Origin of the sequence: Micromonospora sp. NPDC048839 (assembly GCF_040649915.1) — a bacterium.
GTDB lineage: Bacteria > Actinomycetota > Actinomycetes > Mycobacteriales > Micromonosporaceae > Micromonospora.
The window spans coordinates 261,987-282,008 of the sequence record NZ_JBEZGL010000005.1; the positions used below are offsets into that span (position 1 = coordinate 261,987).

Below are 20,022 nucleotides of genomic sequence, written 5' to 3' on the forward strand. Positions count from 1 at the left end.
CGCCAACTGCCTAGCCGAGACACCGAACAAGGAGGAATGCCGATGAGTGAGATGTTGGTGCCGACCCAGACGTCCGATCCGATGCTGGACGACCCACGCGCGCTCTACTGTGACCTGCTCAAGAAGGCGCTTACCAGGTCTGTCTTCCGCGAGACGTGGATGCCCTACCAGCCGCGCCGGGGGTCCCTGCACGGAAAGCTCTACCAGCGCGGCCGGCACCTGCTGCAACGCAAGGGGTTGGAGTTGGTCCTCCAGTTCCCGTTCGACGCGGAGGCACGGGCGACCGGCCGGGACTGGCCGCCGGAGGCCGAGACCATGATCGGTCTGCGCCGGCTGGACAACCTGGAGCGGTGCATCGCGGACGTGCTGGACCGGGGCGTACCCGGGGACCTGATCGAGACCGGCGTGTGGCGGGGCGGCGCGGTCATCTTCATGCGCGGGATGCTGCGCGCCTACGGTGACCGGGACCGCACGGTGTGGGTCGCCGACTCGTTCCGGGGCCTGCCGAAGCCGGACCCGAAACGGGTCGAGGACGTCGAGGACGCCCTCTGGCAGGTGCCCTTCCTGGCCGTGTCGTTGGAGCAGGTGAAGGCGAACTTCGACAGGTACGGGCTGCTCGACGACCAGGTGCGGTTCCTCAAGGGCTGGTTCTCGGACACCCTACCGAAGGCGCCGGTGGAGCGGATCTCGGTGATGCGCCTCGACGGGGACCTCTACGACTCCACGATGGTCGCGTTGACATCGCTCTACCCGAAGCTGTCGATCGGGGGGTACGTCATCATCGACGACTACCACGCCGTACGCGGCTGCAAGCAGGCCGTGGACGACTTCCGCGCCGAGCACGGCATCGTGGACGAGCTGCATCAGGTCGACTGGACGTGCCGCTACTGGCGGCGGTCGCGCTAGACGAGTAGCTCCTGACCCTGGCTGGGGCGGTGACCGTCGGTCACCGCCCCAGGCGTGGGTGAGGTAGCCAGCGGCACGCCGCAGAGTCACAGTCATGCCTCTGCGGCATACGCTCACCAGCGCATCGGCAGGGCGGGCAGAGGTCTCCGGACTTCGTGCCCGGTCCGGCGAGTGTGCGCAGTTCGGCATCAGCACGACGCCGGCAGGCGCATGAGGTGCGGCTCGAGGTTGCGCCAGGGGACGTTGGCGACGTCGCCGCCGGCGACGACCACGTTCACCTGACACCGCCGGGAACGACGGCCCCGACTCAGTTGGCCGGTGGCGTCTGGGGGTTGGCCGCGAGCCACTGCGCCACCCGGTCCTCGCGCAGCGCCGTGAAGAGCGCCGGCGCCCGCGTCTCGTCCAGCCGCACCGCGGAGCCGGCCGGGGTCTGGAGGTTGGGGTCGCTGAAGGGGACGGTGACGAACTGGACCGTCTCCGGCTTCACCCGGCGCAGCGCGCGGGCGAGGCCGGCCAGGTCGAGGTCGCGGTCGACGATCAGCGACTCCGCCGCCGTGGTGAGCACCCGGTCGAGCCGGCTCGGATTGGTGAGCAGACGTGTCGTGGTGACCCGGTCGGCGAGGGCGCGCACCACCAACTGCTGGTCGTAGATGCGCCCGAAGTCGCCGCCGGGCACGCCGTGCCGCTGCCGCATCAGGTCGTCGGCCGCCCTGCCGTCCAGGTCGTGACAGCCGGCAGGCCAGGTGACGCCCGTGTCCGAGGACTTCACGGTGTACGGCAGGCAGACGTTGATGCCCTCGACCGCGTCCACGAGTTTGCGGACGGCGGCGAAGTTGGCCACCAGCACCCCGTCCAGTGGCAGGCCGGTGAGCTTGGCGACCGTCTCGGCGGCCAGGGCGGCCCCGCCGAGCGCGAACGCAGCGTTGATCTTGTTGGGTCCGCCGGACCAGCTCTGCCCCGCGGCGGGCACGTCGACGTAGCTGTCCCGGGGGATGGAGACGACAGTTGCCGCGTCCCGGGCGGCGTTGACGTGCACCAGCATGATCGTGTCCGACCGCTGGCCCGGGTAGAGGGCCTGGTCCGGCTCGCCGTCGCGGGAGTCCGAGCCGAGCAGCAGGAGGTTGAGTGGTCCCGCCTCCCACCGGCGCTCGTCGCGGGGACCGGTGCCCGGACCGAGGATGTCCTCGCGCTGCACCCGGCTCTCGTACCGGTGCTTGAGGCCGAAGCCGACCGTGACAAGGCCCGCGCAGAGCACACCGAAGAGGGCGACGAGAGCGACCATGGCCTTCTTCCAGCCCGCCATGGCCCGCCACCGCGATGTCGCCGGCGGGACCGTCCCGCGGGGGTAACCGGTCACCATCTTGACCACCTCTGACCAACCTGTCGGGACGCCGGGACCTGTTGCGGGGCAAGGGATGTCGGCGTGACCGACGAGCACCCCCACCTAAGGAGTATTTAATCACTCTTTAGGGGCTCCATGCCGCTTTATCCTGTTTGCCCGATTCACCCGATGCCATTCTGGCCTCCGAGTCAGCGAGGGGGTTTGGGCATGTACGGAGTTCCCACCAAGGGGCCACACATCGGTGGCGGTCTCGCCGCCACCGGAGTCGCCATCCAGTCGTGGTTGCTGGTCGGCGTCGGACTGGTCGTGCTGGGTCTGGCGCTGTGGTTCGTCGCCATGTTGGGCCGCGAACGATGACGGGTTCCCCCCGGGGGGCGTGGCTACGCGCCAGCGCCGGCATCCTGTTCGGCGTCGCCGTCGCCGCCGCCACCCTGTGGCGGTGGCACGACATCGCCAGCGGTGAGGCTTGGCTGAACGCCAGGCTCGTCGACGCGGTCGGGTTGGCCGACACCAGATCCATCGGCGCGGCCGTCATCTTTCCGCTCGACGAGCGCTGGGTCGGCTTCATGGTGTCCAGCGGTTGCTCGGTCGCCATGTTGCTGATCCCACCGATCGTGCTGGCCTCGACGCTCGTCGGGTTCCGCCGCATCTCGATGGCGCGAGGGCTGAACGCCCTGGCGCTGGCGATCCTGCTGCTGGTCACGGTGAACCAGCTCCGACTCGCCGCGGTGGTGGTGTCGATGCAGACCTGGGGATTCCGGCTCGGCTACGAACGCAGTCACGTGCTGATCGGCTCGGTGATCACGACCGCCGGCCTGATCGCTGTCGCGATCCTGTTCGTGATCCTGGTCAGCCGCACCAAGCGCATGCGTGGGGCGGTCGCCGGTGTCCACTGAGACGCAGTCCCTCGCGCTGCTCAACACCGCGGCGTTCCTGCTGTGCGTCAGCTTCTGCGCGTACGTGCTGAGCATCCTGGTGTTCCACCTGAAGAGCCGACGTAGTCGGGGCGGAAGCCCGGACGGCTTCGACTGGCACATCATCGTGCCGTGCCGCAACGAGGCGTCCGTCATCGGCGACACGGTCCGGCGCCTGCTCACCGACTTTCCGCACGTGACCGTCTGGTGCGTCGACGACGCCTCCGAGGACGGCACCCTCGCCGCACTGGCCGCCTTCACCGACCAACCTCGGGTGCACGTCATCCGGCGTCAACTGCCGGACGCGCGGCAGGGCAAGGGCGCCGCACTCAACGCCGCCTGGCGCGCCATCGAGCAGTGGCTGCCGGCCAACGCCGATCGCACCCGGGTGATCGTCGGCGTCCTGGACGCGGACAGCCGCCTCGACCCGCAGGGTCCCGTCGCCCTCGCCGGCCGGCAGTACTTCGGCGCGGAGGAGGTCGGCGCCGTGCAGGTGGAGGTGCGGATGCTCCAGTGCGCGCCGCGCCGCTACGCCCCGACGACCGAGGTCAGCGGCTGGGGACGGCTGCTGATCCGGCTCCAGGACATGGAGTTCCGGGCTCCGATCGCCGCGATGCAGTCACTGCGCCGGCGCACCGGCAGCGTCGCGATGGGCGGCAACGGGCAGTTCACCCGACTGTCGCTGCTCAACGAGATCGCCGACGAGCACGGCACACCGTGGCACGGCGCCCTGCTGGAGGACTTCGAGCTGGGCCTGCACATCCTGCTGGCCGGCGGGCACACCGAGTACTGCTCGGAGAGCTGGGTGGCCCAGGAGGCACTGACCCGGATCGGGCCGCTGGTACGGCAGCGCACCCGCTGGGCGCAGGGGTCGATGCAGTGCGGCCGCTATCTGGGCAGGGTGCTGCGCTCGCCGCGAATCCGTAACTCGGCGACCCTGGAGATCGCCCACTTCCTGGCCGCACCGTGGACCCAACTGCTCGGCACGCCCGTCTACGTCGCCTGCCTCGTGGTGATGAGCTACTACATCGACAACACCAGCGGCGGGTTGTCGGGCTGGTGGAGCAGTGGCGGCTGGGGCGTACCCCCGCTGGTGCTCGTCTTCGGCATCGGACCGTTCGCCCTGTGGGGCATCGTCTACCGGTCCCGGTGTGAGCCGCAGTTGTCGGTGACCAAGGCGCTGCTGCTCGGCGTCTGCCACTGGCTGTACAGCTACGCCCAGTCGCTCGCGGTCTGGCTCGCCTTCGCCCGCATGGTGACCGCCCGCACCGACTGGCAGAAGACCGCCCGCGCGGCCGATCCACCGGCGCCGGCCGCCCCGGTCCGGGCCATCGGTCGAGTGTCCGTGCCGGCCCAGCCGCGCCGGACGCCACCGCCGCGCCGATCGGGCCACGCCGACGGACCTCGTTCGATCCGGCCACCCCGCCACCTGACCCACCTCACGCACCTCACCACCCCCACCACAGACCGCCCCACAATCGCCCACGTCAGAAAGTAGACCTCTATGCCACGAGTTAGATCCGGTCTCGCCCGTACCGCCGCGGTGTTGGCCGGTGGCCTCGCCATGGCCGTCCTGGCTGCCTCTCCGGCCATGGCCGACACGTCCCAGTCCTCCGCCTCCGCGCTCCAGATCAGCCTGCTCGGTGGTGGCCTCGCGAGTTCCGGCAGCACGTCCGCCACGAACGACGGCACCACCGAGTCGATCTCCGGAAACCAGAATCCCCCACTGGGCGTCCTCGGCGGACAGACAGTCATCACCGCCGGGGTGCTGGTCCAGAACGTCCGGGCCTTCAACGACGGCACCTCGGCGGCCTGCGCCGGCGTGCTCGGCGTGGGCGGCACGGTGACAATCGGTCCCGGCGGGTCGTGCCTCGTCACGCCCGGCGCCGGGGTGTCACTGGTCCTCGGAACCAGCGGCCTCGCCACGATCGCCCTGGTGGCGGACGCCATCACCTCGCAGTGCACGGCCACCAGCAGCCCGTCGGCGACGGGTTCGACGAGCCTGGTCAACGCCCGGATCACCTCGACGCTGCTCGGCATCGAGACGACACTGCTCAGCCTGCCGGTCAACCCGGCGCCGAACACCGGGCTGAACGTGCCGGGCCTGATCAACCTGACCCTCAACGGGCAGTCCAGCTCGGGTGTCGGCCAGCTCACCGTTACGGCGTTGAACCTGACGGCGCTCGGTGGGGCGTTGGCGGGGGTGACCATCGGCACCTCGAGCTGTGGCGCCAACGCGGTCGCACCCCCCATTCCGGTGATCCCGCTGGCCGGGGCACCGATCGCGCTCGGTATCGGCGCACTCGTGGCCGGCACCACGGGCGGGTTCTCGCTCTACCGGCGTCGCCGCGCGGCTGCCAGGAGCTGACCCGACATGTGTGCGAGCAGATCGACAGCACGAGAGGTCCTGATCCTGACCGGCACCAGGCCGGAAGGAGTCAAGACCGCGCCTCTGATCCGCCGTCTCCTCGATGATCCGAGGTTCACGGTGCGGGTGGCGGACACCGGTCAACAGCCGGGACGCGTCGCTGAGGCTCTCGCCCCGTTCGGCCTCCACCCGGAGGTGAGCCTGCGCCCGCAACGACGCACCGGCTCGCTCGCGGAACTGGCGGCGGCACTGATCACGGGGGTTGACGATCTGATCACACACCACCGTCCAGCGGCGGTCGTGGTGCAGGGGGACACCACGACCGCCCTGGCCGGCGGGACGGTCGCGTTCTGGCGACGCGTTCCCGTCGTACACCTGGAAGCCGGGCTGCGGACCAACGACCTGGACCGACCGTTCCCGGAGGAGGCCAACCGGGCCATGCTGGCCCGGATCGCGGCGCTGCACCTGGCGCCGACCCCGGCGGCCAGAGCGAACCTCATCGGTGAGGGCATCGCCGCCGAGGCGGTCGTGGTGACCGGCAACACCGTCGTGGACGCCCTCCAGGACCTCGTCGAGCGAGGCACGGCCCAACCACCGGCCTGGGTCGACCCGACCCGGAAGCTGGTGGTGGCCACCGTGCACCGCCGGGAGAACTGGGGCCAGGGGGTGGCCGCCACAGTGGATGGTCTGCGCCGGTTGGCAGCAGAGTGCCCCGACGTTCAGATCGTCCTGGTTGCCCATCCGAACCCGCAGGTCAGCACGGTGGTCACCACCGGCCTGGCGGGCGTCGTCAACGCCCGCGTCACCCCACCACTGCCCTATCCGCAGATGGTCGGGCTGCTGCGGATCGCCGACCTGGTCGTCACCGACTCCGGCGGATTGCAGGAGGAGGCCGCCACCCTGGGGGTCCCCCTGCTGGTCACCAGGGACACCACGGAACGGCCGGAGGCCCTGACGGCGGGCCGTGGCGAACTCGTCGGCACCGATCCCGAGCGCCTCGTGTCGGCCGGGCTCCGGCGCCTCGCCGCCGGACGCGTCGCCACGATCGGCTCGCCGTTCGGCGACGGGCGGGCGAGTGAACGCTGCGTGGCCGCCATGGCCGGACTGTTGGGCCTGCCGGCCCACCGAGTGCCGCAGCGACGCCGAGTCACCTCGTCGGTCATCTGAGGTTCGGACAATAGGGACAATCACCCATAACGGGGACAAAGCTCCATTGCATCCTGATAATTGGCATATCGACGGACGGTGTTCGGGCCTGTCGATCCCCAATCCAGTGATCAGAGGAGTCGTCAGGTGCAGGCGTGGTTCAACGGGCAGCGTTCCCCGACCCTGCAGGGCAGATACTCGGCCCAGCACAACGCCTTCGGCGTGCTTCGCCTGGCGATGGCGTGCGGCGTGATCGTCGCGCACGCCGGGCCGCTGGGCTTCGGCCAGTCGAACGTCGGCGCGGCGACGTTCGGCCGGCAGAGTGACCTCGGCACCCTGTGCCTGTACGGATTCTTCCTGATCTCCGGATACCTCATCACCGACAGCGCACTGCGTTCCACGCTGCGTCAGTACGTCCGCGCCCGCCTGCTGCGGGTCTTTCCGGGACTGTGGGCCTGCCTGCTGGTCACCGCGTTCGTCTTCGCACCCCTGGCGGCGCTCTACGAGAACGGCAACCTCGACGGCTTCTGGGGGCACCCCGAGGGGCCCTTCGACTACGTCCTGACGAACGTCGTCGCCTCGATGGAACAGTTCCCCATCTCCGGGCTGCTCGCCGACACCCCGTACGGGCAGGTCGTCGGCGGACCGAGCGCGTTCGACGGAGCACTGTGGACGCTCCGCTACGACCTGGCCTTCTACGGGATCGTCGGCATCCTCGTGGTGACCTCGGTGCTGCGCACGGCACCTCGTGCGGTACTGGTCCTGACCGCCGGCACGTACGCGCTGATCCTGGCGGACTTCTTCGCGGCGCCCACCTGGAGTTCCCGGCCGCCGCAGCACGGCGCGATCGGGCCGTTCCCGCTGATCGGCGCCTTCGCCGCCGACTGGACCCTGATGCTCGGCTTCCTCTTCCTGCTCGGCGCCGCCGCGCGGCTCTACGCACACCGGCTCCCCATCAACCGGGAACTGGCCGTCCTGGCGGCCGTCGTGCTGGTCGGCTCGCTGTGGCTGGGCGGGTTCTTCGCGGTCGGCCTGCCGGCGTTCGCCTACCTGGTGCTGTTCGCGGCGGTCTCGCTGCCGAAGCGGGTGTCCACGATCAGCCGCCGGAACGACTACACCTACGGCATCTACATCTACGGCTTCCCGGTGCAGCAGCTCATCGCCCTGTTCGGCGGCGCCCGGTTCGGAATGGTCGCCTACATCGTGCTGAGCCTGCTCGGCGCCCTGCTCTTCGCCATGTTGTCCTGGCACCTCGTCGAACGCCCGGCGCTCGGCTTCAAGACGGGCAGCGGGCGTGCCCGGCACCGGACCACCCGCCGCGCCGTCAGCCCCGGCGCCCTGCCGATCCCCGGTCCGGCGACCGCCACGGACACCGGGTCGCGGCCGGTCCCGGCCGACACCGGACGACGCAGGGCCGGCGCGCGGCACAGCCGATCCACGAAGATCGAACAGCCCACGACGAGCGCTCGTCGCGGCGTCGCCCAGTCCTACGCGGAGGCGATGCCCTTCCTGGACCTGCCGGATCGGGCCAAGAGGGAAACCGTGTCGGTCCCGGCGAAGAAGCCCACCTCGCATGCCCGGTCGGGACAGCCACGCCACGCACAGCCCTCCCCCACGACGCCAGCGCAGTGAGACCGGCGGGGCCGGAGCCGTCTCGGCCCGGCCCCACCGGCGCACCCGCGTACCCGCGTACCCGCGTACCCGCGTACCGAGTGTCTCGACTCAGGCCGCGAAGGTGCGGAACAACAGCGACGCCAGGCCGAGCGCCAACGCCAGGTTGAACACGGTGGCACTGGCGAACACCGCCACCGGCCGCCAACCGGCCTCCCGCAGGGACGCGACCCGGACCTCCAGGCCGATGCTGACGAACGCCAGGATCAGGAACCAGACCCGCAGGTCGTTGACGATCGCGATGGTGGCCTTGCCGTCCGCGCCGGCAACGTCGAGATACCAGGTGGCGATGACCGAGGCGGCGATGAAGCCCAGGACGAACTTGGGAAACCGCGTCCACAGCTCGCGCAGGCCCGGCCGTTCCGCGCCGGGCCGCCGCTCCACCCGCAGGGTGAAGTACGCGGTGAGCGCGACCGCGACCACACCCATCAGCGCGTTCTGGGTGACCTTGACGATGCTGGCGATCTGGAGTGCCTCCTCACCGGCGATCGCCCCGGCGGCGGTGACCGCGGCGGTGGTGTCGATGTTGCCGCCGATCCAGGCGCCGGCCACCGCGTCGGACAGCCCGAACACGTCGGCCAGCCAGGGCAGGACGAAGATCGACGGCAGCGCGAAGATGATCACCAGGCTCGCCGTGTAGGCCAACTGTTCCCGGCGCGCCCGGACCGCGCCGGCGGCGGCGATCGCGGCGCTGACTCCGCAGATCGACACCGCCGACGCGAGCAACGCGCGCAGCTTGTCGTCGAGGCCGAACCGGCCGGCCAGCCATCAGGTAAAGAGGAAGACGCCGCTGATCAGCAGGATCGCCTGGGCGATCGCCGGGCCGGCGGCACTGGCGATGACGGCGAGGTTGATCGAGGCCCCGAGCAGCACGAGGCCGGTCTTGATGAAGAACTCGGTCCGGAAGGCCGCCGCGATCCGGTCCCGCCACCCGAGCTGCGTGACGGCGACGTTGCCCAGCAGGCCCAGCAGGATGGCGTAGACCGGGTACTCGATCGCCGCACCGATGTCCTCGGCGGCGGTGCCCTCGGCCCACCCGGGGACGTTCTGCTCCAGGTAGCGGGTGAGCGCGGCGAGGCCGAGCACGACCACCAGGCCGAGTGCCGTCCACGCCCAGAACCGACCGTCGCGCGCCACCCCAACCGGCCCGGCCGGGCCGGCGGTGGTCGACGAGCCGGCGGGCGCGACCACGTCCACGGGCCCGTCGCCCGTCCGGGTGGCGCCCGTCGAGCGGCTCCCGTCGGGAGTGTCGGTGGCGCGGGTCTCGTCACCCGTGCGGGTCGCGTCGGCGGTCATCAGGGCACCAGCCCGGCGGGGATGGCACCGAGCAGGACCAGTGCGATCAGGACCAGACCGAGGATGGTCGCCAGCCAGTCCTCGTTGAACGCGAGTCGGGACTCGCCGGCGGTCTCCGGGTTGGGCGGTGACGGATCGGTGGTCATGACGTACCTCCAGGGGGTGAACCGTTCCGGCCGTGGCGGGTTCGGTGGGGGGCGGGACCAGGACGCGGATGCCCTGGTGCGCAGACCGTCGGGGCCGGTTGGGCCACGGGGCGGCGGGTGAGTCGGCGGCCGGGGCCGGATGAGGAACGCGGTGGCGCCGAAGCTCGGTCGGCGGTCAGCGACCCGGACAGAGCTCGGAGGCGACCCGCATCAGGTCAACGGCCCGACGCGAGGTGAGTAACGGACCAGCCGGCATCCGCCCATTTTCCTACTGTCGCAGTAGGAATTCAAGACCGTCGGCGTGATTGACCGCCCGGAGGAAGACTCAGGGCCTGCTCTGCTGTGGACGAAGTCCATCCATGATCACCGACACGTAGCTCTCGGAGAGGGCTGGCGATGCCGACTGCGACCTCGCCACCGCGTAGGTCACCTCGCCGATCAGCACGGTGACGACTGAGGCGTCGATGTCGGTACGGATCGCACCGTCGTCGCGGGCCCTGGTGATCAGGTCGAGCCCCACCGTGTTCAGGGCGGCTCGTTGCGCCGTCGTCGCCGGCAAATCCATCTCCCCGAGCCGTTCGCCCATGATCCAGTACGTGGACTGGAACGCGATCACCTCGACGAGGAAGCCGCGAAGGGCTTGTTCGGCATCCGGTTCGAGCAGCGCGTCCCGGCCTCGTTGGACGAGCGGTTCGAGCAACTCGGCCACGGCGGCGTCGATGAGCGCCTCCTTGCTGCCGAAGGTGCGAACGACAGTGGCCGTCCCCACGCCCGCTTTCCGCGAGATCGCGTCGACAGTGAGGGTGGCACGGCCCTCGGCGAGGAGCGTCTTCGTCGCGCCCAGCACGCGTTGGCGATTGCGGACGGCGTCCGCTCTGCGTCGGGTGACACCGCTCGCGGCCGGGGTTGACATCTGAAACGCCCATTCCATATCGTCAAGTGGAACACGTATTTCAGTTAGCCTACGAAACCCCACCGGACCACGCAAGCGGCGCACCTGCCACTGGCGCGCTCCTCGCTGTGCCACGAAGGAGGAGTCGATGAACCAGCGGATCCTGATCTCCGGTGCCAGCATCGCGGGGCCGACCATGGCGTTCTGGCTGGCCCGGCATGGCTTTGCGCCCACCGTGGTCGAGCGGGCACCTCACCTACGCGCGGGCGGCAACGGTGTCGACCTCCGTGGACAGGCCGTCGACATCGCCGAGCGGATGGGGATCATGTCGCAGACCCGTGCGATGGCGGCGGACATCCTCGGCATGTCCTTTGTGAACGCGGCCAACCGAAGCGTGGCCCGGATCGACATGCAGGCGATCCAGGGCGAAGCTGCCGGCACCGAGGTCGAGATCATGCGCGGCGACCTGGCGGCCATTCTGTACGAGACGACCAAGGACGACGTCGAGTACATCTTCGGTGATTCGATCCGCACGATCCAGCAGGACGACGATGGTGTGACGGTCACCTTCGAGCACGGTCCGACCCGCCGGTTCGACCTGGTCGTCGGCGCCGACGGCACGCACTCCACGGTGCGACATCTGGCCTTCGGCCCAGAGTCGCAGTTCCTCAGCCACCTGGGCCACTACTTCGCGTCCGCCAACGCGGACCCAGGCCTGGGTGAGCAGCGGTGGGTGACGCTCTACAACCAGCCGGGCAGGGCGGCCGGAATCTACCGCTCCGGCACCCACGCCGGGGCGAAGGTGAACTTCCTCTTCCGCAGCAGTCCGCTGACGTACGACTACCGGGACGTCGAGCAGCAGAAGCGGCTGCTGAGCGAGGCGTTCGCGGACCTGCCATGGGTCGTCCCGGAACTACTCGCGGGCGCACTCGCCGACCCTGATTTCTACTTCGACGCGCTGAGCCAGGTGCGGATGGGGTCGTGGTCGTCCGGGCGGGTGGTGCTCGTTGGAGACGCCGCGCACTGTGCGTCACCGGCCGCGGGCGCCGGGGCGACGCTGTCGCTCATCGGCGCCTACCGACTCGCGGGCGAGCTGTCGTCCGCTGGCGGGGATCATCGGATCGCCTTCCGGCGCTACGAGCAGGGCCATCGACAGATGGTCGAGCGAAGTCAGTCGAGCCTCTTCATCGGCATGATCGCGCCGAAGAGCCGCCGCGGCATCTGGGCTCGAAACACGATGGCCCAACTGCCGCTGCTCGCAGCCATGGCCAAGGTGGAACGCCGCCTACAGCCCAGAGCCCTGCCGCTGCCGGACTACGGGTCGAGCTAGTCGACCGCTCCGACCGGCGGGCCGGGCCGTGGCGGATCAGCCCTTCGGGGCCGGAGCCTCGCCGGCTCCGGCCCCGTCGGTGCGCCCGAGATGCCTACGGGGCCGGGTACTGCGCGAGGTAGACCGGCGCGCCGACCTTTGTCATGTCGGCCGCGCCGCCGACGCCGTTGACCACGTGGTCGATCGTGCCGGCACTGAGGTTGACGGTCATGATGTGGTGCAGTCGCACGCCCGGCCGGTTCGGGACCTCGAAGCCGTTCTCGGTGTGGATCGACGGGTTGTTCTGGTTGAAGACGTACACCCCGCCGCCGTACAGGGTGTGGTGCCGCACCCGGTCAGCGACCTTGTACCCGGCCCAGCCCTCGACCCCGCCATTCATCCAGTCGGCCTGCGTCGGCGGGTCGTACGGCAGCTCGTTCTGGTACAGGATCGTGGTGCCGTGCTCGCCGTTCCACACCGTGTTGTAGCGCTGGAAGTGCTCCACGAACAGGCCGGTCGCGGTCACGTGGTCGCCGTTGATGATGGCGCCGTAGCGACCGGTGTTGGTGCGCCAGCGGTCGGTGTCCCCGTTGACGCCCTCGGTGAAGCCCTCCACGCCGTGGTCACCGCGCCAGACCCAGGTGTGGTCGATGAGCACGTGGTCGCTGTTGACCTCCAGCGCGGTGTTCGTCCGCCCGATGTGCGGACCACCGACCCGGAAGTACACGTCGGACAGCGTGGTCGGGTTGGTGGGGCTGCTGGCGTCGTGACCGTGCTGGCGGCCCACCCGCAACAGGACCGGCGACTCGACCAGACCGGCGTCGATCGTGACGCCCGCGACGATCACTCCGGGAGCGCCGGCGACGTCCAGCGGGATGGCGCCGTTCACCGCCGTGAGGGTGGCGTGGCCGATGCCGAGCACCACGGTGCCGGGCCGCCGGACCTCGATGCTGCGGGCGATGTCGTACGTCCCGGGCGTGAGCAGCAGGTGCTTCCCGCGCGCGATTTGGGCGTTGATGACGCGTACCGGGTCGGTCGGCTTGGCGATGAAGAAGTCGCCGATGTCGAGGGTCCGCCCCGGCGTCATGCCGTCGGCCCAGGAGACTCCCCGGCTGTCACGCTGCGCGGCGGGCACCCGCACCTGGTAGCGCCCCTTGCCGTCGACGAAGAGGTACGGCTTTTCCCGACTGAGCGGGGTGGTCTCCAGGGTCGTGTAGGGCGGGTCGGGGAACGTGGCGTCGTCCGGCGCGCCCTCGACGCCCGCGAAGACCTGGTTCCAGACCGCGTTGGACCAGCTGCCGACCTCGCTGTTGCGGGTCAGCCACTGCTGCTGGGAGCCGTTCGTGGTGGCCGGCAGCCGCGAGTCGGCGATGAACCCGCCGCTGGCGTACTGCGGGCCGGCGGTGCAGTAGTCCATCAGTGACAGACCACCGCCGCCGATGTTCAGCCGGCGCATCGACACCGCCTGGGACACCGCCCAGAAGTTCGCGGTCGAGCGGCAGTCGTCCTGGCCGGCGGCGTTGATGGTGAGCGACAGGTTGGACAGGGTGCGCCAGAAGTTGACCAGGGCGAGGCAGTTGCCGGTGCCGCCGTCGGCCAGGCAGCGGTTGTAGACCTCGAGTTTGCCGTTGACGGTGACGTCGGTGGGCGAGGCGCCCAGACCGGACACCTCGGTGTAGTAGCCGACCTTGGCCTGCAGGGGCTGCTCGGCCGTGCCGTACGTGCCCGGCTTGAACAGGTAGGCGTGCCGTTCGGTGCCCATCTCGTTGTCGACCTGCCGGGCGTGCGCCGCGTCCAGGGTCTGCTGGATCTCGTCGACCGGCATGCCCGGGTCGAAGATCGTCACGTTCGGCCCGAAGTCGGGTGCGCCGTGCGTGGGGCGTCCGGCGGTGGCGGCCGTGCTCGTCGTCACGACCGCGGTGGTGACCAGAAGGGCAAGCAGGACGGTACGTCGGGACGGGGTTGTCATGTGGTTCGTCCTCTCCGCTGGCCGGAGGCGTGCTACCGGCACAGCTGGGGCGGTGAGAGCGCTCTCTGACGGGTAGACATGTTTCTACCCGTTGGATCGACCACACGCCATGACCGCGGGCGGCGAACTTCGGGAGGGACAGGTGAGAATGGAGGTCGACGCGAGGAGGCGCTGATGCCCATCGACTCGTTACCCCACCTGGACGAACACTCCACTCTCATCGCGGCGGACACCGACCGGATCTGGCCCCACCTGACCGACGTCGTCGAGAGGTCCTTCGCGCGGCCGGGGACAACCGGGTACGCCCGCCTGGTGAGCGCCGCCGACCCCGTCTCGTCCGGGCCACGACCACTCGCCGCCGGCTCGACGTTCCCCGGGTTCCGGGTGACCACCGCGATCCCCGGTCAGGAGCTGGCACTGCGCGGCAGTCACCGCTTCTCGACCTACGCGCTGATCTTCCGCCTCGACCCAGCCGGGCCGGGCCGATCTCGGCTCCGAGCCGAGACGCGCGCCGTCTTCCCCGGCCTGACCGGCGGCCTCTACCGGCAGATCCTGTTGACGTCCGGCGGTCACGTGATCAGCGTCCGCCGCATGCTGGCCGCGATCCGCCGCCGATCCGAACAAACCCCATAACCCCCCACCCCGCCCCGCCCCACCCCGCTCCGCTCGGTCGATCATGGAGTTGTGGTGGTGCACAAAAAGGTATCGGGCCGCCAAGGTGGGCACCACAAGCCCATGATCGACGCTGCGCGCGGGCCGTTCTACGCCTCGGTCAGGAACTCGTCGATCATCGGGGCCAGCCAGTCGGCACGCTGCGGGATCGAGGTGTGCGTGGTGCCGGGCAGGACGGCCAGCCGGCACGCTGGCAGACCGGTCAGGTCGCCGGGCACCGCGCCGCCGAGCAGTCGGAACATCTGCACCGCGTGCTCCGGCTGGACGATGTCCGAGTCGGCCAGCACGATCATGGTCGGCGCGGCCAGCGCGCGGATCTGCTCGGGCGTCCACTGCGGCAGGTTCGCGTCCAGCACCTTCATCTTGGTCACCAGGTTGGCCCAGCCCGCCGGGTCCGGCGCGGTCCGCAGGTACTCCTCGTGGAACTCCGAGCCGTGCAGGTGCTCGGGTTGCAGGTCCTGGATTCCGTCCAGGAGCCCGGGGTGCAGGCCGTCGTCGTCGAAGCTCACCGAGGCGAGCACCAACCGCCCGACCCGGTCGGGGTGATCGGTGCCGAGGCGCAGCGCGACCGCGGCACCCATGCTCCAGCCGAACACGTCGGCCCGCGCGACGCCCAGCCGGTCGAGCAGCTCCACCACGTCGGCGGCGAAGTGCTCCACGGTCAGCGGACGGTCCACGTCGGGAGTGCGGCCGTGGGCCTGCAACTCGACGGCGATGACCGGTCGGGTCTTCGCCAGGAGCGGGAGGATCGCGCCGAACGAGGTGCCGATGCCGGAGAGCGCTCCGTGGATCAGCACCAGGGGGCGACCCGCCCCGTTGCCGTGTGCTTCGGAATAGATGTCCATGGCCACACGGTGCGCCGACGCGCTTACGGTTGGCTTCCGGTCGCCTTACCGACGCTAAGATGACCGCCGTGCAGTTCGGGGTGCTTGGGCCGCTCGCCGTGGCCACGGACGACGGCGAGCCGGTGGTGGTGCCCGGCGCGAAGGTGCGCGCGTTGTTGGCCGACCTGCTGACCAACCGCAATCAGGTCGTGTCGGCGGATCGCCTCGTCGACGACCTGTGGGGTGCGGACGCCCCCGCCAACCCGCTCGGCGCTCTCCAGGTGCGGGTGTCCCAGCTGCGCAAGGCCCTCAACGACGCCGAGCCGGGCGCCCGCGAGGTGGTCGAGTCCCGACCGCCCGGCTACCTGCTGCGCACCGCCACCGTCGACGCCGACCGGTTCGCCGAGTTGGCCCGCAGCAGCGACGCCGACCGGTTGGCCGACGCGCTCGGGCTGTGGCGCGGCGAGGCGTACGCCGATGTGGCCGACGCCGAGTTCGTCCGCGCCGAGGCGGGCCGCCTCGCCGAGCAGCGCCTCGCCGTGCACGAACGGCTGGCCGAGGCCCGCCTGGCCCGGGGTGAGCACGACCTGGTCGCGGCCGACCTCGCCGAGCTGGTCGCCCGGCATCCGCTGCGCGAGGGCCTGCGGGCGGTGCAGCTACGCGCGCTGTACGCGGCCGGTCGCCAGTCCGAGGCGTTGGACAGCTACGCCGACCTGCGCGAGCGGCTCGCTGAGGAGTTGGGCCTCGACCCGGGGCCGGAGCTGGTCGCCCTGCACCGCCGGATCCTCGAACAGGACGCCGGCCTGAGCGCGCCGCCGAAGGCCGCGCTCATCCGCAACAGCCTGCCGGCCCAGCTCGACGAACTGGTCGGCAGGGCCGAGGCGCTGGCCGAGCTGCGGGCGCTGCTGCCCCGGCAACGGCTTGTCACACTCGTCGGGCCGGGCGGGGTCGGCAAGACGCGCCTGGCCACCGAGACGGCCCGAACCCAGTCCTTCCCGGACGGCGTTCAGCTGGTGGAGCTGGCCCCGCTGCCGGCCGGCGACCCGCGCGTCGCCGAGCAGGTGCTCGCGGTGCTCGGCGCCCACGAGGCCGCCGGCACGAGCCTGTCGGCCACTGACCGGCTGGTCACGGCCCTGCGACACCGGCACCTGCTCCTCGTCCTGGACAACTGCGAACACGTCATCGAGCCGGCCGCCGAGCTGGTCGCCCGACTGCTGCGGGACGCGCCCGGGGTGAGCGTGCTGGCCACCAGCAGGGAGCCGCTCGGGTTGACCGGCGAGCTGCTCTGGGACGTACCCCCGCTGCCCGTGCCGGTCGACGGTGACCTCGACGCGGTCCGGCGCTCGGCGGCGGCCCGGTTGTTCGCCGCCCGCGCCGCCGCGCAGCAGCGCGGCTTCCGGCTCGACGAGCAGACCGCGCCGGCGGTGGCGCAGCTCTGTCGCCGCCTCGACGGGCTGCCGCTGGCCCTGGAGTTGGCCGCGACCCGGGTCCGCGCCCTCGGTGTGCGGGGTGTGGTGGACCGGCTCGACGACCGCTTCCGGTTGCTCAGCACCGCCCAACGGGACGTGCCGACCCGGCAGCGGACACTGACCGCGGTGATCGGCTGGAGCTGGGACCTCCTCGACGCGCCCGACCGGGAGGTGCTGGCCCGGTTGGCGGTGTTCCGCGACGGCTGCACCCCGCAGGCCGCCGAGCACGTCTGCCGCACCGACCTGGACACCCTCGCGCGGCTGGTGGACCGGTCGCTGGTGGTGCTCGACGACTCCGGCGCGGAGCCGCGCTACCGGCTGCTCGAATCGGTCGCCGCGTTCGGCCTGGACCGGCTGACCGACGCCGACGAGGTACGCGCGCGGCACGCCGCCTACTTCACCGAGCTGGCCGAACGCGCCGACCCCGAGCTGCGCGGCGCCGACCAGAAACGATGGCTGTCCCTGCTGGACGCGGAGACGGCGAACCTGCGCGCGGCACTTGTTCACGGCGGCGGGCTGCGGTTGGCCATCGCCCTGAGCTGGTACTGGTATCTGCGCGGCCGGCTCACCGAGGCACGCCAAGCCCTGACCGTGCCCGGTGACCCGGGACAGGAGACCCGCGCGGCCCCCTGGCGGGTCGGCTTCGCCCTGTCGCAGGGCGAGGTGATCGCACCCGACGACGTACGCGCCGCGGTGGCGGTCGACCCGGGTGGCCACGCCGCCTGGTTCGCGGCCAACGCGGTGATCGAGCACGGCGACCTGGCCCTGGCCTCGGAGCTGCTGCCCACTGCCCCCGTCGACACGTGGACCGAGGCGGCGGTGCTCACCTCCCTGGCCCACCTCGCGCACGCCAACGGTGACCAGGCCACCCTGGAACGCACCGCGACCGGCAGCGCGGCGCTGTTCGCCGACCTCGGTGACCGGTGGGGTCGACTCCGGGCGACCGAGTGGGTGGGTGGCCTCGCCGACATGCGTGGCGAGCACGAGCGCGCCGTCGCGCTGCACCGGGAGGGGCTGCGCTGGGCGGAGGAGTTGGCGCTCTGGCCGCAGGTCTGCGCGGAACTGTCCTGGTTGGCCTGGCTCGCCGTGCAGACCCGCGACTACGCCCAGGGTCGGGAGTTGGCCGAACGCGCGTACGAGCTGGCGGTGGACCAGGGCTCGCCCGGTGCGGTGATCTTCGCGGAGATGAGCCTCGGGATGGCCGCCCGTCGCGACGGCAAGCTCGACCTGGCCGTCACCCACCTCACCCGACTCGTCGACCTGGGCCGCGGCGAGACGCAGCCGGCGCTCTACCTGCCCATGGTCCTGGTCGAGCTGGGCTACGCCGTCGAGCAGGGCGGCGACCCGGACGCGGCGCTGGCCCTGCACATCGAGGCGTTCGAGGCCGCCGAGGCGATGGCGACGATGCGCGACGCGGTCGGCCCCCTGGAGGGGATGGCGGCGGCGGCGCGCTCCCCCGAGGTCGCCGCCCGGCTGCTGGGCGCCGCGGCCGCCGCCCGACTCGCCGCGCAGTCCCCCGCCGCGCCGGCCGAACGCGACGACACCGACCGGACGACCGCTCGGCTGCGGGCCGAACTCGGGCCGGAACGGTTCGACGCGCTGCTCGCCGAGGGCGCGAAGCTGAGCCCGCGCGAGGCACGGGCTCAGCTCTGACCCGGTCGTGCCCCCAGCCGGCTGCGCTCCGGTCGCTCTGGCGTGTCTCCCGAAAATCGGGCGAGCGAGCGGGGCACAACCCCTTGCTCGCGTCCTTTGCTCTGCTTCAACATACGCAACAGTTCGGGTCGGAACTTGTTGCGCCGGTTGAAGCAGAGCAAAGGAGCCAGGTCGGGCACCGCACCCCCGGCCGCAGCGAGCGGTTCGGCGGGCGACAGCGCGCGAACGCGCCCGTCAGGCCGGCGTCTTCGGCGCGTACGAGGCGACGATCACGCCACTCTTGTGCACTCGCGTGTCGACCAGGTCGAACGACGCCTTCACGTCGGTCAGCGGCGCGGTGAGGCTGGGGCCGCCCTCCAGCACCGGGTGGATCCAGAACCGGACCTCGTCCACCAGGCCCGCCTTGATCAGTTGGGCGGTGACCGAGCCGAAGCCGTACTGGATGATGTTCTTGCCCTCCTGGGCCTTGAGGGCGGTGACCGCCTCGACCAGGTCGCCCTGGAGCACCTCCGTGTTGTTCCAGGTGGGGTTGGTCAGGGTGGTCGAGGCGACGTACTTCTTGACGTTGTTGAAGTACGCGGCGCCCGTGGCGGGGTCGCTCTCGTCCATGTTCGGCCAGGCGGCGGAGAAGCCGTCGTAGGTGGCCCGACCCATCAGCATCGCGTCGGCCTCGGTGGTCTGCGCCCCGGCGAGGCTGGCGGCCTCCTCGTCGAAGTACGGCATGGTCCACATGGGGTTGTCGATGACGCCGTCGAGGGTGATGTAGGTCGAGTTGATGAGCTTGCGCATCGGGATCTCCTGGGTGTGTGTCGTGCTCTCCGGTGACACCCAGAACTCTGCCGATCCGCGCTTACGATTCGCTTCCGACGCCCTTACCGGCGTCCGCGTCCGGGTCGGTCAGTGGGATGGGCAGCGCCTGCGCGGCCACCGTGCCACCGCCGGTCGAGTGCGCCGGCGCGGGGCGGTCCCCGCCGCGACTGTGCAGCCGCCCGCGCCCGGCGGGACCGGCCCGACGGGTCACCTCGACGGTCACCATCCGCACCGGCGGTGGCGGCGCCGTGAACCGCCCGACGCCCCACCGCACCCAGATCGGGATGCGACCGGCGTCCGCCTCGGCGTGCAGCTTCTGCACCGTACGGGCGCGGTCGGTGTGGTCGACCTCCACCACGACCGGCGGGCCGTCCGGGCGGGCACACGCCACATCGAGGACCGAGTGTCGCTGCTCCATCGGCGGCGGCAACGGCAGCACGCTCGGCGCCCGCCGGTAGACCCGCCAGCCCTGCGCCTCGGCCCACCGCACCACCGAGTCGATCACCCGGGCGGTGACCGCGTCCACGTCCAGGTCGACGAAGGTCAGCTCGGCCAACCACCGACCCAGGTCCGCGGCCAACCGCTCGCCCTGCGTCGTGACCTCCACCGGCGCAGGATAACGCCTCAGCCGACGG

At 71.0% G+C, this 20,022-nt stretch carries 20 protein-coding genes; 10 read left to right on the plus strand and 10 right to left on the minus strand.

Going from position 1 to position 20,022, the window contains the following annotated elements; all coding sequences use genetic code 11:
• Positions 1 to 42 precede the first annotated feature (42 nt).
• Positions 43 to 906, plus strand: coding sequence for a TylF/MycF family methyltransferase (locus AB0C25_RS12455; RefSeq protein WP_357372450.1), 864 nt, complete (start codon positions 43 to 45; stop codon positions 904 to 906).
• Positions 907 to 1,213: 307 nt separating this feature from the next.
• On the opposite strand, the gene AB0C25_RS12460 is transcribed toward AB0C25_RS12455, so the two are convergent.
• Positions 1,214 to 2,266 carry an LCP family protein gene (locus AB0C25_RS12460; protein WP_357372452.1) on the minus strand — a complete coding sequence of 351 codons (1,053 nt, stop codon included), beginning with the start codon at positions 2,264 to 2,266 and terminating at the stop codon, positions 1,214 to 1,216.
• A gap of 189 nt (positions 2,267 to 2,455) precedes the next feature.
• On the opposite strand from AB0C25_RS12460, the gene AB0C25_RS12465 reads away from it, so the two are divergent.
• From AB0C25_RS12465 to AB0C25_RS12490, 6 genes are all read left to right on the plus strand, one after another.
• On the plus strand, positions 2,456 to 2,605 hold the full coding sequence (locus tag AB0C25_RS12465) for a hypothetical protein (protein WP_238643682.1): 150 nt from the start codon (positions 2,456 to 2,458) through the stop codon (positions 2,603 to 2,605).
• Positions 2,602 to 3,144 (plus strand): hypothetical protein, encoded by a 543-nt coding sequence (locus AB0C25_RS12470; RefSeq protein ID WP_357372454.1) that lies wholly within the window; start codon positions 2,602 to 2,604, stop codon positions 3,142 to 3,144. The genes AB0C25_RS12465 and AB0C25_RS12470 overlap by 4 nt, the downstream gene beginning before the upstream one ends.
• Entirely contained in the window at positions 3,134 to 4,660 is a 1,527-nt protein-coding gene (locus tag AB0C25_RS12475) for a glycosyltransferase (protein ID WP_357372456.1), read from the plus strand. Before AB0C25_RS12470 ends, AB0C25_RS12475 begins: the two co-directional genes overlap by 11 nt.
• Positions 4,661 to 4,666: 6 nt before the next feature.
• Positions 4,667 to 5,530: a choice-of-anchor P family protein gene (locus AB0C25_RS12480; RefSeq protein ID WP_357372458.1), complete on the plus strand. Its 864-nt coding sequence runs from the start codon at positions 4,667 to 4,669 to the stop codon at positions 5,528 to 5,530.
• A gap of 6 nt (positions 5,531 to 5,536) precedes the next feature.
• The gene (gene wecB / locus AB0C25_RS12485) at positions 5,537 to 6,697 is read left to right on the plus strand and encodes a UDP-N-acetylglucosamine 2-epimerase (non-hydrolyzing) (RefSeq protein ID WP_357372459.1); all 1,161 of its coding nucleotides are present in this window, start codon (positions 5,537 to 5,539) and stop codon (positions 6,695 to 6,697) included.
• Positions 6,698 to 6,823: 126 nt separating this feature from the next.
• The gene (locus tag AB0C25_RS12490) at positions 6,824 to 8,308 is read left to right on the plus strand and encodes an acyltransferase (RefSeq protein WP_357372461.1); all 1,485 of its coding nucleotides are present in this window, start codon (positions 6,824 to 6,826) and stop codon (positions 8,306 to 8,308) included.
• 90 nt (positions 8,309 to 8,398) lie between these two features.
• On the opposite strand, the gene AB0C25_RS12495 is transcribed toward AB0C25_RS12490, so the two are convergent.
• The 5 genes from AB0C25_RS12495 to AB0C25_RS12515 all read right to left on the minus strand — a co-directional run bounded on the left by AB0C25_RS12495 (position 8,399) and on the right by AB0C25_RS12515 (position 10,702).
• Positions 8,399 to 9,112: a putative sulfate exporter family transporter gene (locus AB0C25_RS12495; protein ID WP_357372740.1), complete on the minus strand. Its 714-nt coding sequence runs from the start codon at positions 9,110 to 9,112 to the stop codon at positions 8,399 to 8,401.
• A 3-nt stretch (positions 9,113 to 9,115) separates the two neighbouring features.
• A complete protein-coding gene (locus tag AB0C25_RS12500) occupies positions 9,116 to 9,643 on the minus strand; it encodes a hypothetical protein (RefSeq protein WP_357372463.1) in 528 nt (175 codons plus the stop codon).
• Positions 9,643 to 9,789, minus strand: coding sequence for a hypothetical protein (locus AB0C25_RS12505; protein ID WP_357372465.1), 147 nt, complete (start codon positions 9,787 to 9,789; stop codon positions 9,643 to 9,645). The genes AB0C25_RS12500 and AB0C25_RS12505 overlap by 1 nt, the downstream gene beginning before the upstream one ends.
• A 175-nt stretch (positions 9,790 to 9,964) precedes the next feature.
• Positions 9,965 to 10,045 carry a putative leader peptide gene (locus AB0C25_RS12510; RefSeq protein WP_357372742.1) on the minus strand — a complete coding sequence of 27 codons (81 nt, stop codon included), beginning with the start codon at positions 10,043 to 10,045 and terminating at the stop codon, positions 9,965 to 9,967.
• 69 nt (positions 10,046 to 10,114) lie between these two features.
• Positions 10,115 to 10,702, minus strand: coding sequence for a TetR/AcrR family transcriptional regulator (locus AB0C25_RS12515; protein ID WP_357372467.1), 588 nt, complete (start codon positions 10,700 to 10,702; stop codon positions 10,115 to 10,117).
• Positions 10,703 to 10,829: 127 nt separating this feature from the next.
• Between AB0C25_RS12515 and AB0C25_RS12520 the strand changes: the two genes are divergently transcribed.
• Positions 10,830 to 12,011, plus strand: a complete 1,182-nt coding sequence (locus tag AB0C25_RS12520; protein WP_357372469.1) for an FAD-dependent monooxygenase — start codon at positions 10,830 to 10,832, stop codon at positions 12,009 to 12,011.
• A gap of 94 nt (positions 12,012 to 12,105) precedes the next feature.
• Here the strand turns inward: AB0C25_RS12520 and AB0C25_RS12525 are convergent, their stop codons facing one another.
• A complete protein-coding gene (locus tag AB0C25_RS12525; protein ID WP_357372471.1) occupies positions 12,106 to 13,959 on the minus strand; it encodes an adenylyl cyclase in 1,854 nt (617 codons plus the stop codon).
• Positions 13,960 to 14,133: 174 nt separating this feature from the next.
• Here AB0C25_RS12525 and AB0C25_RS12530 point away from each other — a divergent pair, with 174 nt between their 5' ends.
• Positions 14,134 to 14,592: a hypothetical protein gene (locus tag AB0C25_RS12530; protein WP_357372473.1), complete on the plus strand. Its 459-nt coding sequence runs from the start codon at positions 14,134 to 14,136 to the stop codon at positions 14,590 to 14,592.
• Between the two features lie 128 nt (positions 14,593 to 14,720).
• On the opposite strand, the gene AB0C25_RS12535 is transcribed toward AB0C25_RS12530, so the two are convergent.
• The gene (locus AB0C25_RS12535) at positions 14,721 to 15,476 is read right to left on the minus strand and encodes an alpha/beta fold hydrolase (RefSeq protein WP_357372475.1); all 756 of its coding nucleotides are present in this window, start codon (positions 15,474 to 15,476) and stop codon (positions 14,721 to 14,723) included.
• 59 nt (positions 15,477 to 15,535) lie between these two features.
• Here AB0C25_RS12535 and AB0C25_RS12540 point away from each other — a divergent pair, with 59 nt between their 5' ends.
• Complete coding sequence (locus AB0C25_RS12540) at positions 15,536 to 18,577, plus strand: BTAD domain-containing putative transcriptional regulator (protein ID WP_357372477.1); 3,042 nt, start codon at positions 15,536 to 15,538, stop codon at positions 18,575 to 18,577.
• A gap of 234 nt (positions 18,578 to 18,811) precedes the next feature.
• On the opposite strand, the gene AB0C25_RS12545 is transcribed toward AB0C25_RS12540, so the two are convergent.
• Together AB0C25_RS12545 and AB0C25_RS12550 are read right to left on the minus strand one after the other, a co-directional pair.
• Positions 18,812 to 19,366, minus strand: a complete 555-nt coding sequence (locus AB0C25_RS12545; RefSeq protein ID WP_357372479.1) for a dihydrofolate reductase family protein — start codon at positions 19,364 to 19,366, stop codon at positions 18,812 to 18,814.
• Positions 19,367 to 19,427: 61 nt separating this feature from the next.
• Positions 19,428 to 19,994 carry a hypothetical protein gene (locus AB0C25_RS12550; RefSeq protein ID WP_357372481.1) on the minus strand — a complete coding sequence of 189 codons (567 nt, stop codon included), beginning with the start codon at positions 19,992 to 19,994 and terminating at the stop codon, positions 19,428 to 19,430.
• Between the last annotated feature and the right edge of the window lie 28 nt (positions 19,995 to 20,022).

Coding starts and splice junctions, on each gene's coding strand:
- AB0C25_RS12455 (WP_357372450.1), top strand. CDS start 43: ATGAGTGAGATGTTGGTGCCGACCCAGACGTCCGATCCGATGCTGGAC.
- AB0C25_RS12460 (WP_357372452.1), bottom strand. CDS start 2,266: ATGGTGACCGGTTACCCCCGCGGGACGGTCCCGCCGGCGACATCGCGG.
- AB0C25_RS12465 (WP_238643682.1), top strand. CDS start 2,456: ATGTACGGAGTTCCCACCAAGGGGCCACACATCGGTGGCGGTCTCGCC.
- AB0C25_RS12470 (WP_357372454.1), top strand. CDS start 2,602: ATGACGGGTTCCCCCCGGGGGGCGTGGCTACGCGCCAGCGCCGGCATC.
- AB0C25_RS12480 (WP_357372458.1), top strand. CDS start 4,667: ATGCCACGAGTTAGATCCGGTCTCGCCCGTACCGCCGCGGTGTTGGCC.
- wecB (WP_357372459.1), top strand. CDS start 5,537: ATGTGTGCGAGCAGATCGACAGCACGAGAGGTCCTGATCCTGACCGGC.
- AB0C25_RS12500 (WP_357372463.1), bottom strand. CDS start 9,643: ATGACCGCCGACGCGACCCGCACGGGTGACGAGACCCGCGCCACCGAC.
- AB0C25_RS12505 (WP_357372465.1), bottom strand. CDS start 9,789: ATGACCACCGATCCGTCACCGCCCAACCCGGAGACCGCCGGCGAGTCC.
- AB0C25_RS12510 (WP_357372742.1), bottom strand. CDS start 10,045: ATGCCGGCTGGTCCGTTACTCACCTCGCGTCGGGCCGTTGACCTGATG.
- AB0C25_RS12515 (WP_357372467.1), bottom strand. CDS start 10,702: ATGTCAACCCCGGCCGCGAGCGGTGTCACCCGACGCAGAGCGGACGCC.
- AB0C25_RS12520 (WP_357372469.1), top strand. CDS start 10,830: ATGAACCAGCGGATCCTGATCTCCGGTGCCAGCATCGCGGGGCCGACC.
- AB0C25_RS12525 (WP_357372471.1), bottom strand. CDS start 13,959: ATGACAACCCCGTCCCGACGTACCGTCCTGCTTGCCCTTCTGGTCACC.
- AB0C25_RS12530 (WP_357372473.1), top strand. CDS start 14,134: ATGCCCATCGACTCGTTACCCCACCTGGACGAACACTCCACTCTCATC.
- AB0C25_RS12535 (WP_357372475.1), bottom strand. CDS start 15,476: ATGGACATCTATTCCGAAGCACACGGCAACGGGGCGGGTCGCCCCCTG.
- AB0C25_RS12540 (WP_357372477.1), top strand. CDS start 15,536: ATGACCGCCGTGCAGTTCGGGGTGCTTGGGCCGCTCGCCGTGGCCACG.
- AB0C25_RS12545 (WP_357372479.1), bottom strand. CDS start 19,366: ATGCGCAAGCTCATCAACTCGACCTACATCACCCTCGACGGCGTCATC.